This is a genomic window from Agromyces tardus (assembly GCF_003710805.1).
In the GTDB taxonomy this organism is placed as follows: domain Bacteria; phylum Actinomycetota; class Actinomycetes; order Actinomycetales; family Microbacteriaceae; genus Agromyces; species Agromyces tardus.
This window is the reverse complement of the sequence record NZ_RHHB01000001.1, coordinates 248,712-262,823: the sequence shown is the minus strand read 5'-3', so window position 1 is coordinate 262,823 and position 14,112 is coordinate 248,712. Positions and strand designations below refer to the sequence as shown.

At 71.1% G+C, this 14,112-nt stretch carries 16 protein-coding genes; 11 read left to right on the top strand and 5 right to left on the bottom strand.

Annotated elements, in window-relative coordinates; genetic code table 11:
• The first annotated feature begins 196 nt into the window (after nucleotides 1–196).
• From EDM22_RS01225 to EDM22_RS01205, 5 genes are all read left to right on the top strand, one after another.
• Nucleotides 197–826 (top strand): dienelactone hydrolase family protein, encoded by a 630-nt coding sequence (locus tag EDM22_RS01225; RefSeq protein WP_122935192.1) that lies wholly within the window; start codon nucleotides 197–199, stop codon nucleotides 824–826.
• Between the two features lie 437 nt (nucleotides 827–1,263).
• Complete coding sequence (locus EDM22_RS01220) at nucleotides 1,264–2,709, top strand: HNH endonuclease signature motif containing protein (RefSeq protein WP_122935191.1); 1,446 nt, start codon at nucleotides 1,264–1,266, stop codon at nucleotides 2,707–2,709.
• A 259-nt stretch (nucleotides 2,710–2,968) separates the two neighbouring features.
• Entirely contained in the window at nucleotides 2,969–4,183 is a 1,215-nt protein-coding gene (locus EDM22_RS01215; RefSeq protein ID WP_122935190.1) for a serine hydrolase domain-containing protein, read from the top strand.
• A 90-nt stretch (nucleotides 4,184–4,273) separates the two neighbouring features.
• Nucleotides 4,274–4,639, top strand: coding sequence for a cupin domain-containing protein (locus EDM22_RS01210; protein WP_122935189.1), 366 nt, complete (start codon nucleotides 4,274–4,276; stop codon nucleotides 4,637–4,639).
• Between the two features lie 91 nt (nucleotides 4,640–4,730).
• A complete protein-coding gene (locus EDM22_RS01205) occupies nucleotides 4,731–5,171 on the top strand; it encodes a VOC family protein (RefSeq protein WP_170963957.1) in 441 nt (146 codons plus the stop codon).
• A gap of 27 nt (nucleotides 5,172–5,198) precedes the next feature.
• On the opposite strand, the gene EDM22_RS01200 is transcribed toward EDM22_RS01205, so the two are convergent.
• Nucleotides 5,199–6,173, bottom strand: a complete 975-nt coding sequence (locus EDM22_RS01200) for an NAD(P)/FAD-dependent oxidoreductase (protein ID WP_122935354.1) — start codon at nucleotides 6,171–6,173, stop codon at nucleotides 5,199–5,201.
• Between the two features lie 76 nt (nucleotides 6,174–6,249).
• Between EDM22_RS01200 and EDM22_RS01195 the strand changes: the two genes are divergently transcribed.
• From EDM22_RS01195 to EDM22_RS01185, 3 genes are all read left to right on the top strand, one after another.
• Nucleotides 6,250–6,816, top strand: coding sequence for a helix-turn-helix domain-containing protein (locus EDM22_RS01195; RefSeq protein ID WP_122935187.1), 567 nt, complete (start codon nucleotides 6,250–6,252; stop codon nucleotides 6,814–6,816).
• A 76-nt stretch (nucleotides 6,817–6,892) separates the two neighbouring features.
• Entirely contained in the window at nucleotides 6,893–7,381 is a 489-nt protein-coding gene (locus tag EDM22_RS01190) for a DUF1579 family protein (RefSeq protein ID WP_122935186.1), read from the top strand.
• A 30-nt stretch (nucleotides 7,382–7,411) separates the two neighbouring features.
• Nucleotides 7,412–7,669, top strand: a complete 258-nt coding sequence (locus tag EDM22_RS01185) for a GAF domain-containing protein (protein WP_122935185.1) — start codon at nucleotides 7,412–7,414, stop codon at nucleotides 7,667–7,669.
• 21 nt (nucleotides 7,670–7,690) lie between these two features.
• Here EDM22_RS01185 and EDM22_RS01180 read toward each other — a convergent pair whose 3' ends face one another.
• The 4 genes from EDM22_RS01180 to EDM22_RS01165 all read right to left on the bottom strand — a co-directional run bounded on the left by EDM22_RS01180 (nucleotide 7,691) and on the right by EDM22_RS01165 (nucleotide 11,601).
• On the bottom strand, nucleotides 7,691–8,563 hold the full coding sequence (locus EDM22_RS01180) for an alpha/beta hydrolase (protein WP_212591855.1): 873 nt from the start codon (nucleotides 8,561–8,563) through the stop codon (nucleotides 7,691–7,693).
• A gap of 301 nt (nucleotides 8,564–8,864) precedes the next feature.
• Complete coding sequence (locus EDM22_RS01175) at nucleotides 8,865–10,151, bottom strand: serine hydrolase domain-containing protein (protein WP_122935183.1); 1,287 nt, start codon at nucleotides 10,149–10,151, stop codon at nucleotides 8,865–8,867.
• 135 nt (nucleotides 10,152–10,286) lie between these two features.
• Nucleotides 10,287–10,637, bottom strand: coding sequence for a metallopeptidase family protein (locus tag EDM22_RS01170; RefSeq protein WP_122935182.1), 351 nt, complete (start codon nucleotides 10,635–10,637; stop codon nucleotides 10,287–10,289).
• A gap of 169 nt (nucleotides 10,638–10,806) precedes the next feature.
• On the bottom strand, nucleotides 10,807–11,601 hold the full coding sequence (locus EDM22_RS01165) for an SDR family NAD(P)-dependent oxidoreductase (protein WP_122935181.1): 795 nt from the start codon (nucleotides 11,599–11,601) through the stop codon (nucleotides 10,807–10,809).
• A gap of 217 nt (nucleotides 11,602–11,818) precedes the next feature.
• Here EDM22_RS01165 and EDM22_RS01160 point away from each other — a divergent pair, with 217 nt between their 5' ends.
• The 3 genes from EDM22_RS01160 to EDM22_RS01150 are packed head-to-tail and all read left to right on the top strand — an operon-like array spanning nucleotide 11,819 to nucleotide 14,103.
• Nucleotides 11,819–12,421, top strand: a complete 603-nt coding sequence (locus EDM22_RS01160; RefSeq protein WP_122935180.1) for a dihydrofolate reductase family protein — start codon at nucleotides 11,819–11,821, stop codon at nucleotides 12,419–12,421.
• Between the two features lie 15 nt (nucleotides 12,422–12,436).
• Nucleotides 12,437–12,772, top strand: coding sequence for a YciI family protein (locus EDM22_RS01155; RefSeq protein ID WP_122935352.1), 336 nt, complete (start codon nucleotides 12,437–12,439; stop codon nucleotides 12,770–12,772).
• A complete protein-coding gene (locus EDM22_RS01150) occupies nucleotides 12,769–14,103 on the top strand; it encodes an RNA polymerase sigma factor (protein ID WP_122935179.1) in 1,335 nt (444 codons plus the stop codon). The genes EDM22_RS01155 and EDM22_RS01150 overlap by 4 nt, the downstream gene beginning before the upstream one ends.
• Nucleotides 14,104–14,112: the final 9 nt, after the last annotated feature.

Sequence of the window (14,112 nt, the reverse complement as noted above, 5' to 3'; positions counted from 1 at the left end):
TCCCTTCGCAGGTCCCCGTGAGGAGCCCTGATCGTGATGGGTGTTCCGTCGACGGTAGGTCGGCCGCGGAACCGATCCCAGAGGGTTGACAGCGCGCTGTCGGGCGTCGTCGGATGTCGCACCGCGCCGCGTGCTCAGGCGCGGCCCTTGAGGACAGTGCCAGTGCGTTGTCGGTGGATCACGGAAGAGTCGGTTCATGACCAATCAATCCACGGGCGCCGCCACGGGCGCCGCCGGCACGGGCGCCGCCACCGCCGAGGTACTGCTCTTCCATCACGCGCTGGGACTGACCGACGGCATCCACGCCTTCGCTGAGGAGCTGCGCCGAGCGGGACACACGGTGCACACGCCCGACCTGTTCGGCGGACGCACGTTCGACTCGATCGAGGCCGGCGTCGGCTACGCCCGCGAGGTCGGCTGGGACGAGATCATGGCTCGCGGCGAGCGCGCGGCCGAATCGCTGCCGGCCGGGCTCGTCTACGCCGGGTTCTCGCTCGGCGTCGTGCCCGCGCAGAAGCTGGCGCAGACCCGCGCGGGCGCGAAGGGTGCGCTGTTCTTCTATTCGTGCATGCCGGTCGCCGAGTTCGGCTCGTGGCCCGCGGGCGTTCCGGTGCAGGTGCACGGAGCGGACGCCGACCCGATCTTCATGGACGAAGGCGACGTCGACGCCGCGCGCGAACTCGTCGCCGCGGTCGACGATGCCGAGCTCTTCCTCTACCCCGCCGACCAGCACTACTTCGCCGACTCCACCCTGCCGAGCTACGACGCCGACGCGACGGAGCTCCTCCTGCGTCGCGTGCTCGAGTTCCTCGGCCGGGTCGGCTGACGGCTCAGGCCACCCCGCGCCCCCGGGGCGGCCGGGCTCGCGAGCGGGCGGGCCGACGCCGTGGGGTTGCGCGGTGGTCTCGTTGGTCGGGCCGCCGGCCTGGTCGTCGGTCTGGTCGCCGGCATGGTCGTTGGTCTGGTCGTCGGCCGGGCCGCCGGCCTGGTCGTCGGCCGGGTCGTCGGTCGGGCCGTCGGCCTGCTCGCGCGCAACGACCACAGCGAGTCCTCCCAACGGCGAGTGCATTGGCCGCACGGTCGATCGACCGTTCGCAGACCGCGCTCGTCATGGCGCGGTCGGCCAACCGAGATCGGATGCCGCGACGCGGCGACTCGTCCTCCACAGCCGAGCGTCGAGGCGAGTTCCTCACAGCCAAAACGGCTGATCAACGATGATTTCCCGGTGCTTCGGATGTCGGTGGGTGGGTGCAGGATCGAAGCATGCAGGAGTTCCCGTCGTCGCTCGACCAGGCCGCGCAGCCCGTGCCGCTGCCGCGGTCCGCGCCACTGCCCTTGGTCGCGCTCGAGCGCGACCTCGCGGCATTGCGTGAGGCGTGGTCGCGCTCGGCGCCGGCGTGGGGCGCCGTGCGCGGCGCCGCGCAGGTCGAGCTCGAGCAGATGAACGACAGCGGGCTCATCGGGGTCACCGAAGCCCTTGCCACCGTGCGGCGCAGTGTCGACGCCCTGTTCACAAGGGTCGCCGCTGAGCTGGCGAAGCGTTCGGGGCCCGAGTTCGGCGACATCGGGCTGGCGAAGGCGCACGGGTTCCACAACGCGGTGCGACTCATCGCGGCGTCGACCGGAGGCTCGCGTGCCGACGCGCAGCGGCTGATCGCGGTCGGCACGGGCACGGCCGAACGGCAGACCTTCAACGGTGAACGGCTGCCGTCGCGGCATCCGCATGTCGCCGCTGCCGTGGAGGCCGCGACGATCGGCATCGAGGCCGCATCGGCGATCACGGCGATGCTCGAGCGGGTCTCGGCGAAGGCCGACGCGGGCAGGGTCGAGTTCGTCGAAGCGGCGCTCGTCGATCTCGCTGCGAGGGTGCCGCTCGAGACGCTCGCACGCGGAGTGCGCGAGGCCGAGGCGCGACTCGACCCAGACGGCGTCGAACCCCGCGAAGACGCGCTCCGCATGGAGCGTTCACTGACGATGCGCGAAGACGGCCACGGCATGGTGCACCTGCATGCGCGGCTCAACCCCGAGAGCGCGGCTCCGGTGAAGGCGGCGATCGAAGCGCTCGTGAGCGACGCGCTCCGCCGACGCAATGCCGACGACGCCTCGGCTGCCGTCGTCGATGACCGTCGGCCGATCCCGCAGATCCAGGCCGACGCACTCGCCGCGCTCGCCCGCCACGCCCTCGGCTGCACCCAGACGCTGATACCGCTGGCGAAGACCACCGTCGTCGTGCGCGTCGACCTCGAGACGCTCGTCAACGACCTCGGGCACGCGCGCATCGACGGGCTCGATCAGCCAATCTCGGCGGCCACCGCGCGCCGACTGGCGGCCGATGCCGAGTTGGTGCCGGCGGTGCTGGGCGGTCAGAGCCTTCCCCTCGACCTCGGACGAGCCGCCCGCCTGTTCACCAGAGCCCAGCGTCTTGCGCTCGGTGAGCGCGACGGCGGATGCGCGTCGTGCGGCCAGAACCTCGCCTACGTCGAGGCGCACCACATCGCCTGGTGGGAACGAGATGCCGGCCCGACCGACCTCTCGAACGGAGTGATGCTCTGCAGCTTCTGCCACCACATGATCCACCGAGAGGGGTGGCAGGTACACCCGAGTCCGAACAACGTGTGGTTCATCCCACCACCGCACATCGACCCGCAGCAGGTGCCTCGGCTCGGCGGTCGGGCGCGATTCGAGCTGCGCGAAGACCGGGCGGCGTGACACGCGTCGGCTCGGTCGACCCGGTGCGCGCGGCGGCGGCCGCGCGCACCGGGCGGCGGCTCCGGCCCCTGAAGTGGGGCAACCGCAGTCCAGCACTGGCGCGGTTGCGCGGCGTACTGTCGCGAGTGGGGGCACGTGCCCCCGCCCCGCGATCCGGACCCCTGTCCTCAGCGAGGGGCGACGGCATGGTCACGATGTCCTGTGTCCGTGCCGGGCGCGATCCGAGCTGCGTTCCCGCGCGACGCCGAGGGGCCAGGTCATGCGGAACTCCCAGTGGGCGATGGTCGCGGTCGCCGCCGTCACCGCCCTCGTGCTGAGCGGATGCGTCGCCACGGCGTCGAGCATCGCCACGAACACACCGACCGCCTCCACCGCGTCACTCGATCCCGAGCTGCGGGCACAGCTCGAGGCGGCGCTCGACGAGGGATTCGCGGCATCCGGGATGCCGGGAGTCATCGTCGGGGTCTGGATTCCCGGCGAAGACGAATGGGTGTCCGATCGGGGCGTGGCCGATGTCGAGACCGGGGAGCCGATCGGCCGCGACAACCAGCAGAAGATCGGCAGCATCACCAAGACGATCGTCTCGACGGTCATGCTGCAGGTGATCGGCGAGCCGGAATTCGACGTCGGTCTCGACGACACCCTCGACCGGTGGTACCCCGACTTCCCCGAGGCGTCGAACATCACGGTGCGGATGCTGCTCAACCACTCCAGCGGCACCGGCGAGGCCGGCCGGGCGCAGGTCGACCGCATCTGCAGCGCCCCGTACGCCGTCCCGACGTCCGACGAGCTCATCGCGGTCGGCGCGGAGACCCCCCGGGCCGACTTCGCTCCGGGTGAGGGATTCGAGTACGCCAACACGAACTACTTCCTCCTCGGCGGCATCCTCGAACAGGTCACGGGCGGAGATCTCGCGACGCTCATCCACGACCGCATCACCGAGCCGTTCGGCATGGACCGCAGCCGGTTCGCGCCTGACGGAAAGGTCACCGCCCCGCTGACCCACGGCTACTCCGACTTCTGCCCTGAACTCGGCGCACCGGCCGACACCGTCGACTGGTCGAACGGCGAGAGCTGGGCGGGTGGGGCAATGGTCTCGACCCTCGACGATCTGCACGCGTGGGGCGAGGCGCTCGGCAAGGGCGCCGGTGTCACTCCCGAGCTGCAGACCGCCCGGTATGCGGATGTCGCGACGATCCCCGGACAGGCCGCAGCCGCATATGGCCTCGGCACGGGTATCGAGTTCGATGTCGAGACCGGCTGCATCACGAGCGTCTCCCACGCCGGCGCCGAACCCGGGTACGGCACGAACGTCGCGTACTACCCGCAGACCGGGGCGGTCATCGCGATGCTCGGCAACGGCGACGGTGGAACGGGCGACGCGTCGACGGAGGTGCTGAAGGCGCTGGCGCCGCTGCTCCGTCCGGTGCTCAACGGGTCTCCGACCGGGCCGTGCGCCGCGCCGTGGGGCTGACGGCCGCAGCTCCGGAGCCGGAGGTCGCTCGGTGCGGCGAGCGCCTCGCCGACCGTTGCGCACCGACGCGGCGAGGGCGAAGATCGGACGATGAGCGCTCAGGTTCGCAACATCCAGGCCGCCCTCGACTCGTTCACGCAGCACTGGCAGCCTCGGCGACTCGCGAGCGTCAACGACTACGACGTCAAGGTCGTGAAGCTCCTGGGCGAGTTCACGTGGCACTCCCATCCCGACACCGATGAGCTGTTCATGGTGTTGTCGGGCCGGCTGGTCATCCAATTGCGCGACGGCGACGTGGAACTCGGGCCCGGCGACGTCTTCGTCGTGCCCCGCGGTGTCGAACACTGCCCCAAGTCCGAGGGCGAGGTCTCGGCGCTGGTGATCGAACCCCAGGGCGTCGTCAACACCGGCGACACCCCGAGCGAGCGCACCACCGTGCTGCGCGAGCTGGACTGAGGCGGCAGCGCATCGCCGCAGGCGGCTGAGGGAGAGTCCAGCCGCGCAGCATCCGCGAGCCACGTCGGCGGCCCGCCCTAGGATCGCCCCCATGACCATCCAACGAATGGACAACGTCGCCATCGTCGTCGACGACCTCGACGCGGCCGTCGCGTTCTTCACCGAGCTCGGCATGCAGCTCGAAGACCGCGCGCACATCGAGGGCGCGTTCGCCGACCAGACCGTGGGACTCGACGGGGTGCGCAGCGAGATCGCGATGATGCGCACGCCCGACGGTCACGGCCGGCTCGAGCTCACCAGATACGAACACCCGGTGGCATCCGCCCCCTCACCCGCGGTACCGCCCCCCAACACGCTCGGGCTGCACCGCGTCATGTTCGCGGTCGACGACCTCGACGACAGCATCGCCCGCCTGCGCCCCCACGGTGCCGAGCTGCTGCGCGAGGTCGCGAACTACGAGAACGTGTACCGCCTGTGCTACCTCCGCGGCCCGGCCGGCATCATCGTCGCGCTGGCCGAGCAGGTCGGCTGAGGCGGATCGGCCGGCACGCGTGCCGGCTCAGGCCGCCGCGGTCGCGAGGGTGCGGGCGATGTCGTCGGCGACGAGATCCGCGTTCAGGGCGCCGGCCACGAGCGAGCCGAGCCCCATCGAGACGGAGACGTTCGAGCGCGAGTTCACGACGTTGCCGACCGCCCACACTCCCGGAACGGAGGTGCGCCCGTCGTCGTCGACGTCGACCCAGGTGCCGAGCGGGCCCTCGGTCGTCGTCGCCCCGAGGGAACGCAGCAGTGCGTCGCGCGGGCGCAGGGCGGGCCCGGTGAAGACCACCCCGACCGAGACCACGCGCCCACCGACCTGCACGCCGGTGACCCGGTCGGCATCGATCCGGAGCCCGGTGACCGATCCGAGCTCCAAGTGGATGCCGCGGCGCCCAAGCGCCGCAAGCTCCTCGGCCGAAGGCTCGCCGAACCCGTTCGCGAAGTAGATCACGCGATCCGACCACTGGCGCAGCAGCTGCGCCTGCTCGATGCTGCGAGGTGAGGTCGCGACGACGCCGATGACGTCGTTCCGGTGCTCCCACCCGTCGCAGTACGGGCAGACGACGACGCCCCTCCCCCACTGTTCACGCAGCCCGGGGATGTCGGGCAGCACGTCCTCGAGACCGGTCGCGACGAGGAGACGTCGAGTGCGGACGACCTCGTCGGCGGTCTCGACCTCGATGGCGGCCCCGACGTTCATGGCCGCACCGTCGCCGCCGTCGGCGACGCCCGCGTGCACGGCCGTAACCTCGCCGCGAATGATCCGCACACCGTACCCGGCGACCTCCTCCCGGCCGCGCTCGAGCAGGCGCAGCGGCGACAGCCCGTCGTGTCCGAGCACCCCGTGCATATGAGGAGCGGTCCGGTTCCTCGGCGTGCCCGCGTCGACGACGATCACGCGCCGGCGCGCTCTCCCGAGCGACAGCGCGGCGCTGAGGCCCGCCGGCCCGCCGCCGACGATCACGACATCGGTTGGTTCCTGTGCACTGCGCATGGGCTTCATGCTGGCGTGGCGACCACTGTGCTGACAAGATCGTTTGCCGGAACGGCAAACGAGCGAGGCGAGGCACATGACGCACCACGATGAACTGGCCGGCATCGGCGATCGCCTGCGTGCGATCCGCGAATCCCGGGGACTGACGCTCCGCGCCGTCAGCGAGGCCAGCGGCATCTCGATCAGCACCTTGTCGAGGCTCGAATCGGGTTCCCGGCGAGCGCAGCTCGACCTGCTGCTGCCCCTCGCACGGCTGTACCGGCTGCCCCTGGACGACCTCGTCGGCGCCCCGGCCCTGGGCGATCCGCGGATCCACCCGCGTCCTCGGCTGCGGGACGGCATCGTGACGGTGCCGCTGTCGGGGGGAACGGGCTCGTGGGAGGCGTTCAAGCAGGTGCATCCGCCGGCGCCCGAGAAGCCCATTCGGCAGTGGGTGCACCCCGGCTGGGACTGGATATACGTGATCTCGGGACGCATGCGACTGCTCCTCGCCGATGACGACCTGATCATCGAGGCGGGCGAGGCCGCGGAGTTCGACACGCGCGTGCCGCACGGATTCGGCAATCCCGGCCCCGACGTGCTCGAGGTGCTCTGCCTCTTCAACCCGCAGGGTGCGCGGGTGCACACCCGCGCGTCGGCGTGAGACCCGCGGCCCAGCCGGATGTCGCGACGCCACGACGCGTTCGCTCCCTGTCGGAGGGTGGCGTGAGACTGCGGGCATGGCTGCATCCGACTTCGATTTCCTGCTCGGCGAGTGGGAGGTCGTGCACGACAAGCTCGTCGACCCATTCGGTCCGCCCGACGGACCGCGCGTGCGCTTCCGCTCGACGGCCTCTGTGCGGCTGATCCTCGACGGGCTGGGCACCGCCGACGAAACGCGGGGTACCCTCCCCGACGGAACCGGCTTCGTCGGTTTCAGCCTCCGCCTCTACGATCCGGCAACCGACGAGTGGGCGATCTGGTGGGCGTCGGCGGCCCGGCCCGGCGTGCTCGACGACCCCGTGCGCGGGCGATTCGACGCGGGTCGTGGCACCTTCGTCGGCCGAGCGACGACAGGCGACCGCACGTACCTCGCCCGCTTCCATTGGATCGACACACTCGGCCCGAGCCCGACCTGGGAGCAGGACTTCTCGTTCGACGAGGGCGCGACCTGGGAGCCGGTGAACTGGCGCATGGTGCACTCCCGTGCGGCCGGTTCGTCGGTCTGACGAACCCGCTCAGCGCGCCGACCGCGCAGCGTGACCGAAGCCGAGGTGCTGTCGCATCCGCTCTATCGGGGCTTCGCCCCGTTCGCCGACAGCCACCCGCCGATGCGCGGTTGGCTGGCCACGAGCGTCTGCGGCGACGACGGCCGGAGCTACGGGATGCTGCAGCTGAGCGACAAGCGCGGCGGGCGCGACTTCGACGAATCCGACGAGGCGAACATCCGCGAACTCGCCGCACTGATCGGTGAGACGCTCGACGCATTTCGACTGGCAGCCCAGCGGTCTGCGTAGCTGTTCAGACGTCGTAGCTGCTCAGACGTCGGCGGATGCCGCGAGCTGTTCTTGCAGCCATGCCCGCGCCCGAGCGTGGAAGGCGAGTGCCACCTCGGCGCCGCGGGCGACGCTCTCGAAGGCGTGAGGCGCCCCAGGCACCACATCGACCGTGCACTCGACGCCCGCGTCGCGGAGCGCGGCAGCGTAGGCGAGGTCCTCGTCGTGGAACAGGTCGATGTCGCCGACGCCGATCCACGCTGGCGGGAGCCCGGTCAGGTCGGTGCGGCGGGCCGGCACGGCGAAGTCGGGCACGGTGTCGGCGCCCGGCGCCGCCTGAAGGTACGACGACCAGCCGACGAGGTTGTCGCGGTTGGTCCAGGCGAAATGCCGCACCGCATCGACGTCCCGGCGCGTCGCCGTTCGATCGTCGAGCATCGGGGAGTACAGCAGCTGCGCGACGGGCTGCGCTCCGTCCTCCCCGAGCAGGCGCTGCGCGAGCGCCGCCGCGAGCCCGCCGCCCGCGCTCTGCCCGCCGACCGCGATCCAGGTCGGGTCGATGCCGCGAGCGGGCGCAGCATCCTGCAGCCACTGCCATGCGGCGACGCAGTCGTCGAGCGGCACCGGGAACGGGTGCTGCGGGGCGAGCCGGTACTCGACCGAGACGACCACGATGCCGAGTCGCTCGGCGAGATCGGCGCAGAACCCGTCGTCGGTCGCGGCGGCACCGATCACCAGCCCGCCACCGTGGATCCACAGCAGCGCCGCGCGGGCGCCGGTCGCGGAAGCTGCATCACCGGCGGGAGTGAAGACCCGCACCCCCGTGCCGGGCGCGGCGGCGAAGTCGATCCGCTCGAATCGCAGGGTCGCCGCGGGCTTCGGCGGCGGGATGAGGGCGAGTGCCGCCTGCGCCATGCGACGGTGCCAGCCGCGACGGACGCGCGGGCGAGGGAACCACCGGTACGCGCGACGCAGCTCGGGGTGAAGGTCGGCGACGCGCATACGCGCTCGGGGCGGGTTCCGGTCGTCTGCATGGGCGCTCGTCATGATGATCCCGATTCTGGTGCATCCGATTCCCCTGCGCAGATCGCCGACGACCTTGCTGGGCCCGAATCGTGCCCTCGACGCGACGCGGGCGCGCCCGGCCGCGCCCCGATGAGGACACCGCGGCGGGCGCGTCACCCCTCGACGAACGGGTCGCCCCTCGACGAGCGGGTCACCCCTCGACGAGCGGGTGCCCCATGACCTCGGCGAGCGCGTTGCCGATGAACACGGCCGGGTCCGAGCACGTGCCGCTCGTGCGACCTCCGTCGACGGTCCCCGTGCCCTCGGGGCACTCCCCCGACTTGATGTCGCTGTTGGTCATGACGATGAGCGTGGTACCGGACTCGAGATGGTGCTGCAGCACGGTGTTGAAGCCGGGCATCGTGCCGTCGTGGCCGTACCAGCCGAGCGCCAGGCCGAGGCCGAGGCCGTAGGCGCGAGCCGGAGTCTGCGGCCGGTCGACGCCGTCGCCGGCGTACACGGGCAGATCGAAGTCGAACGAGTCGATGCGCTGCTGCTGCCACTCGGGTGAGAGGAGGCCGTCGCCGGTGGCCAGCGTCTCACTCCACGTGAGCAGGTCGTCGAGGTCGGAGATGATGGAGCCGGCCGTCCAGCCCCACGACGGGTTCCAGTCGGTCGTCTCGACCGGCACGCCGTCGTCGACGCCCTGGAGTGTGTATCCCCGAGCGTGCGGATCGGGGAACGAGGCATCCGTCGGGAACACCGTTCCGTCGAGGCCGAGCGGCTCGATGATCTGCTCCTGCAGCACGTCTTCGATCGGCTTGCCCGTGACCTGCTCGATGACCATGCCGAGCAGCACGGTGTTGGTGTTCGAGTAGAACGTCTTGGTGCCCGGCGCGAACATCGGTTCCTCGCCCCGCACGATGTCGGTGAGCGCCTCCGGCGTCCACACGTGGTTCGGGTCGTCGAACAGCTTCTGCTCGAACTCCGCGTTGAACGTGTACGACGGGATGCCGCTCCGCATGGCTGCGAGTTCGTACAGCGTCGCGTCGCCGTTCGGCATGCCCGGCACGTACTTCTCGATCGGGTCGTCGAGCGAGAGGTCGCCCTGTTCGGCCAGCTGCAGCAGCGCCGTGACCGTGTACGTCTTGGTGACGCTCCCCACGCGATGGTTCACGTCCGCCGTCATCGGCACCGTCTCGTCCCAGTCCTCGAAGCCGACCGTCGCAGCCCACGTTCCCTCGGGCGTGCGGACGGCCATCACGGCGCCGGGTGCACTGACACCGTCGAATGCCTCGGTCGCGGCAGCCGTGAGTTGCTCGCCGAGGTCGGCGCCGAGGCCGTCCTCCACGACGACGAGGCCACCATCGGATCCGTCGGCGGCGGGGGTCGCCGTCGGCGAGACGTCGCTCGCCTGGCTCGCGCAGCCGCCGACCCCGGCAACGACGAACAGGCTGAGGGTGAGGGCCAGGAGTGCGGTGCGGGTGGTGCTCGGCATGTCGTCCCCTTCGATCAAGCCCGGGCTGAGCCCAGCCTATGCGCGCACCCGGCGAATCCGCACGCCTCGACGGCGGCCGTCCACGCGGGTACGACGGAGCGCTGACCGAGGGGTCGTCAGCTCACCCTGCCTCGCCTAGGCCCAGCCGAGTTCGTGGAGCCGGGCGTCGTCGAGCCCGAAGTAGTGGCCGATCTCGTGCACGAGCGTGATGTGCACCCGCGCACGCAGCGCGTCGAGGTCGGCGCTGTGCGCCTGCAGGTTGTTCTTGTACAGCGTGATGCGGTCGGGAAGCTCCCCGAAGCCGTAGACCCCGCGCGTGGTGAGCGGATGCCCGCGATACTGCCCGAACAGCCGCGGCCGCTGCGCCAGCGGTTGGTTCTCGACGACGATCGCGACGTTCTCGATCCCCCGGATCATGTCGTCGGGCAGCGCGTCGAGCTCCTCCGCCACCATCCGCTCGAAGTCGTCATCGGAGATCTCGACCATGTCCCCATTGTGCGCGCTCGATCGAGCGGAGGCGGCGGCGGGTCTCGATACGCGTCGCTTCGCGGCGCCACTCGACCGGCGGCAGAGGTCTCGATACTCGACCGACGGGACCGGTCTCGATACGCGTCGCTTCGCAGCGCTACTCGACCGACGGCTGCGGCCACTCCGCTCAGTCCACGAGCGCCCCCGCCGACAGGTTCGCGATCGCCCCGGTCATCGAGCCCGCGCGGTCGGATGCGGCGAACGCGAGGTACTCGGCGACGTCGTCGAGCACCGGCAGCCGGCCGAGCACCGTCATGCCCACGAGGCCGGTGACCCACTCGTCCATCGGGATGCCGCCGGCCTCGGCGATGCGGCCGAACATCTCGCGCGTATACGAGGTGGCGAAGGCATCCGACATCGCGTGCGGACGGACGCAGACCACCCGCACGCCATCGGGCCCGAGCTCGCCGGCGAGCGCGCGCGAGAACCCCTCGAGGCCGGCCGATTGGGCCGCATTGCCGATGAGCCCGCGGCCCGTGAGTCGCGCACCGGGCGTCGAGATCGTGAGGATCACGCCGCTCCCCTGCGCGATCATGTGCCGCGACGCGGCCTTCGCGGTCACGAAGTTCGTCTGCAGGTACCCGACCACGGGGTGCAGGTAGTCCTCGGGCGACGTCTCGCCGATCGCCAGGCCCTGCACGTGGTCGAATCCCACCGCGTTCAGGGCGATGTCGATGCGGCCGGCGGCATCCGCCACCCCATCGACGTGCCGGTCGACGGCGGCCTGGTCCATCGCGTCGACGACGGCGATCGAGACATCCGCCCCCTCGGCCCTGGCAGCGGATGCCGCGGCCTCGAGCCGCGGCAGGCTCCTCCCCGCGAGGAACAGCCGTGCCCCCTCGCGGGCGAACACGCGCGCTGCCGCGCTTCCGATCGATCCCCCACCGCCGTGGATCACGGCCACCTTGTTCTGCAGCAGCATCACGCCGCCTCCGTTCCTGTCGTTGCCGGTTCGAGTAGTGCAACTTCATGGTTGCAGAAAGCACGGGCTACTGCAACCCATGGGTTGCAAATACCTCGAGCCCGCGGGAAGGTCCCGCTCGGAAGATTTCTCGCTCGTCGTGTCGGATCGCGGCGATGCTGTTCGTAGCAAGGGTGAGCGGCCGCCTGCGACGGGCGGCCCAGGAGGGACCAGGAGCATGAAGCTGATCACCAACACCCAGATCACCGTCGACGGCGTGATGCAGGCCAACGGCGGGAACAACCCCGAGTTCGACCCGGGATTCGAGCGAGGCGGCTGGGCGCTGCCGCTCGGCGATGCGGAGTCGACCGGCTACATCGGCGACTTCTACCGGCGCGCCGACGCGTTCCTCTTCGGCCGGCGCACGTACGAGCTCTTCGCCGGATATTGGGGCGTGCAGACCGACTTCGACAACCCGTTCGTGAGCTCGCTGAACTCGCGCCCGAAGTTCGTCGCCTCGAACACCATCACCGACCCGCAGTGGGCGAACACGACCGTGCTCTCGGGCGACCTCGAAGCGGCCATCCGCGAGCTGAAGGCCCGACCCGGCGGCGAGCTGCAGGTGCACGGAAGCGGGCAGCTCATCCGCTGGCTGCTCGAGCACGAGCTCGTCGACGAGATGACGCTCATCGTCTGCCCCGTGATCGTGGGCGCGGGCACGCGGCTGTTCCCCGACGAGGGCAGGGACTTCGCCCTCGAACTGGTGGAGTCGCGCACCTTCCCGACCGGCATCATCGCGCAGACCTACCGGCCCGACGGGCGCCCGCAGTATGCCCACTGAAAGGAGGATGTGATCATGCAGTACCTGGTTTCCGTGATCGACGACAAGACCAACTCCGGCACCGCCGAGGAGATGGTCGCGATCGACGAGTTCAACGACCGCCTGCGGGCGGGCGGCCACTGGGTGTTCGCGGCCGGCCTCGCCGACCCGAGCACGTCGACGGTCATCGACGGCCGCGGGGAGGTGCCGGTGTTCACCGACGGGCCCTTCATCGAGTCGAAGGAGCACATGGCCGGCTTCTGGATCATCGAGGCGCCCGACCTCGACGTCGCGCTGGCGCTCATGGCCGATGGGTCGAAGGCCTGCAACCGTCGCCTCGAGGTGCGGCCGATCCTCATGCCGGAGGCGTGATCGACGCGCGCGCCGCGATCATCCGAGCCCACCACGAGGAGTGGGCGCGGGTGGTCGCCTCGCTCGCCAAGCGCTTCGGCGACCTCGACATCGCCGAGGATGCGGCGGCCGAGGCGTTCGCGACGGCCGTGCAGCGGTGGCCGGCCGACGGCGTGCCGCCCAACCCCGGCGCCTGGCTCACCACGACCGCGAACCGCAAGGCGGTCGACCGGATCCGGCGCGAGCACAAGCGCAGGGACAAGCAGCGGGAGGCGATGATGCTGACGGATGACGCCCCGCCCGAGCCGACCGGCGCCATCGACGACGACCGGCTCCGGCTGATCTTCACGTGCTGTCACCCGGCCCTCGGCATGGAAGCCCGCATGGCGCTCACGCTGCGACTCGTCGGGGGCCTGACGGTGCCCGAGATCGCCCGCGGCTTCCTCGTGCAGGAGAGCACGATCGGGCAGCGCATCACCCGGGCGAAGGGGAAGATCGCGGCCGCCCGCATCCCCTATCGCGTGCCGTCGGCGCGCGACCTGCCTGCGCGCATCGGCGGCGTGCTCGCCGTGCTGTTCCTCGTCTTCAACGAGGGCTACCTCGCGACCGGCCCCGACACCGACCCCGTGCGTGCCGACCTGACCGCCGAGGCGATCCGGCTGACACGCCTGATCCGCGAGTTGCTGCCCCACGACGGCGAGGTGACCGGCCTGCTGGCGCTGATGCTGCTCACGGAGGCAAGACGGCCCGCGCGGGTCTCGGCGCAGGGCGCGCTCGTGCCGCTCGTCGAGCAGGATCGCGACGCCTGGGATCACGCGCTCATCGAGGAGGGGCATCGGCTCGTGCGCGAGCGCCTGGCGTCGGGGGTCGCACCCGGCCGCTACCAGCTGCTCGCGGCGATCAACGCCGCGCACACCGACGCGCGAGACGCGCGCGACACCGACTGGTCGCAGGTCGTCGCCCTCTACGACCAGCTCGTGCGCCTCGACCCCTCGCCGATCGTCGCCCTCAACCGCGCCATCGCGATCGCAGAGCTCGAAGGCGCGGATGCCGCGTTGCAGATCGTCGACCGCCTCGGCGACGCACTCGACGGGTACCACGCCTTCCACGCCACCCGCGCAGAGCTGCTGCGCCGACTGGGGCGCCGCGAGGAGGCGCGAGCCGCCTACGACCGGGCCATCGCGCTCGCGGGCAACACCGCCGAGGTCGCGACCCTGTCACGCCGTCGCGACGACCTCGCCGATGCGGTATCCGGGACGGACCGAGCCGGCCGCGAGCGCGGCAGCGGCAGCAGCAGCCGCGGCGGCGGCGGCGGCAGCAGCAGCGGCGGCGGCAGCGGCAGCGACTCGTAGGCTGGAAGC

Coding starts and splice junctions, on each gene's coding strand:
- EDM22_RS01225 (WP_122935192.1), top strand. CDS start 197: ATGACCAATCAATCCACGGGCGCCGCCACGGGCGCCGCCGGCACGGGC.
- EDM22_RS01220 (WP_122935191.1), top strand. CDS start 1,264: ATGCAGGAGTTCCCGTCGTCGCTCGACCAGGCCGCGCAGCCCGTGCCG.
- EDM22_RS01215 (WP_122935190.1), top strand. CDS start 2,969: ATGCGGAACTCCCAGTGGGCGATGGTCGCGGTCGCCGCCGTCACCGCC.
- EDM22_RS01210 (WP_122935189.1), top strand. CDS start 4,274: ATGAGCGCTCAGGTTCGCAACATCCAGGCCGCCCTCGACTCGTTCACG.
- EDM22_RS01205 (WP_170963957.1), top strand. CDS start 4,731: ATGACCATCCAACGAATGGACAACGTCGCCATCGTCGTCGACGACCTC.
- EDM22_RS01200 (WP_122935354.1), bottom strand. CDS start 6,173: ATGCGCAGTGCACAGGAACCAACCGATGTCGTGATCGTCGGCGGCGGG.
- EDM22_RS01195 (WP_122935187.1), top strand. CDS start 6,250: ATGACGCACCACGATGAACTGGCCGGCATCGGCGATCGCCTGCGTGCG.
- EDM22_RS01190 (WP_122935186.1), top strand. CDS start 6,893: ATGGCTGCATCCGACTTCGATTTCCTGCTCGGCGAGTGGGAGGTCGTG.
- EDM22_RS01180 (WP_212591855.1), bottom strand. CDS start 8,563: ATGGCGCAGGCGGCACTCGCCCTCATCCCGCCGCCGAAGCCCGCGGCG.
- EDM22_RS01175 (WP_122935183.1), bottom strand. CDS start 10,151: ATGCCGAGCACCACCCGCACCGCACTCCTGGCCCTCACCCTCAGCCTG.
- EDM22_RS01170 (WP_122935182.1), bottom strand. CDS start 10,637: ATGGTCGAGATCTCCGATGACGACTTCGAGCGGATGGTGGCGGAGGAG.
- EDM22_RS01165 (WP_122935181.1), bottom strand. CDS start 11,601: ATGCTGCTGCAGAACAAGGTGGCCGTGATCCACGGCGGTGGGGGATCG.
- EDM22_RS01160 (WP_122935180.1), top strand. CDS start 11,819: ATGAAGCTGATCACCAACACCCAGATCACCGTCGACGGCGTGATGCAG.
- EDM22_RS01155 (WP_122935352.1), top strand. CDS start 12,437: ATGCAGTACCTGGTTTCCGTGATCGACGACAAGACCAACTCCGGCACC.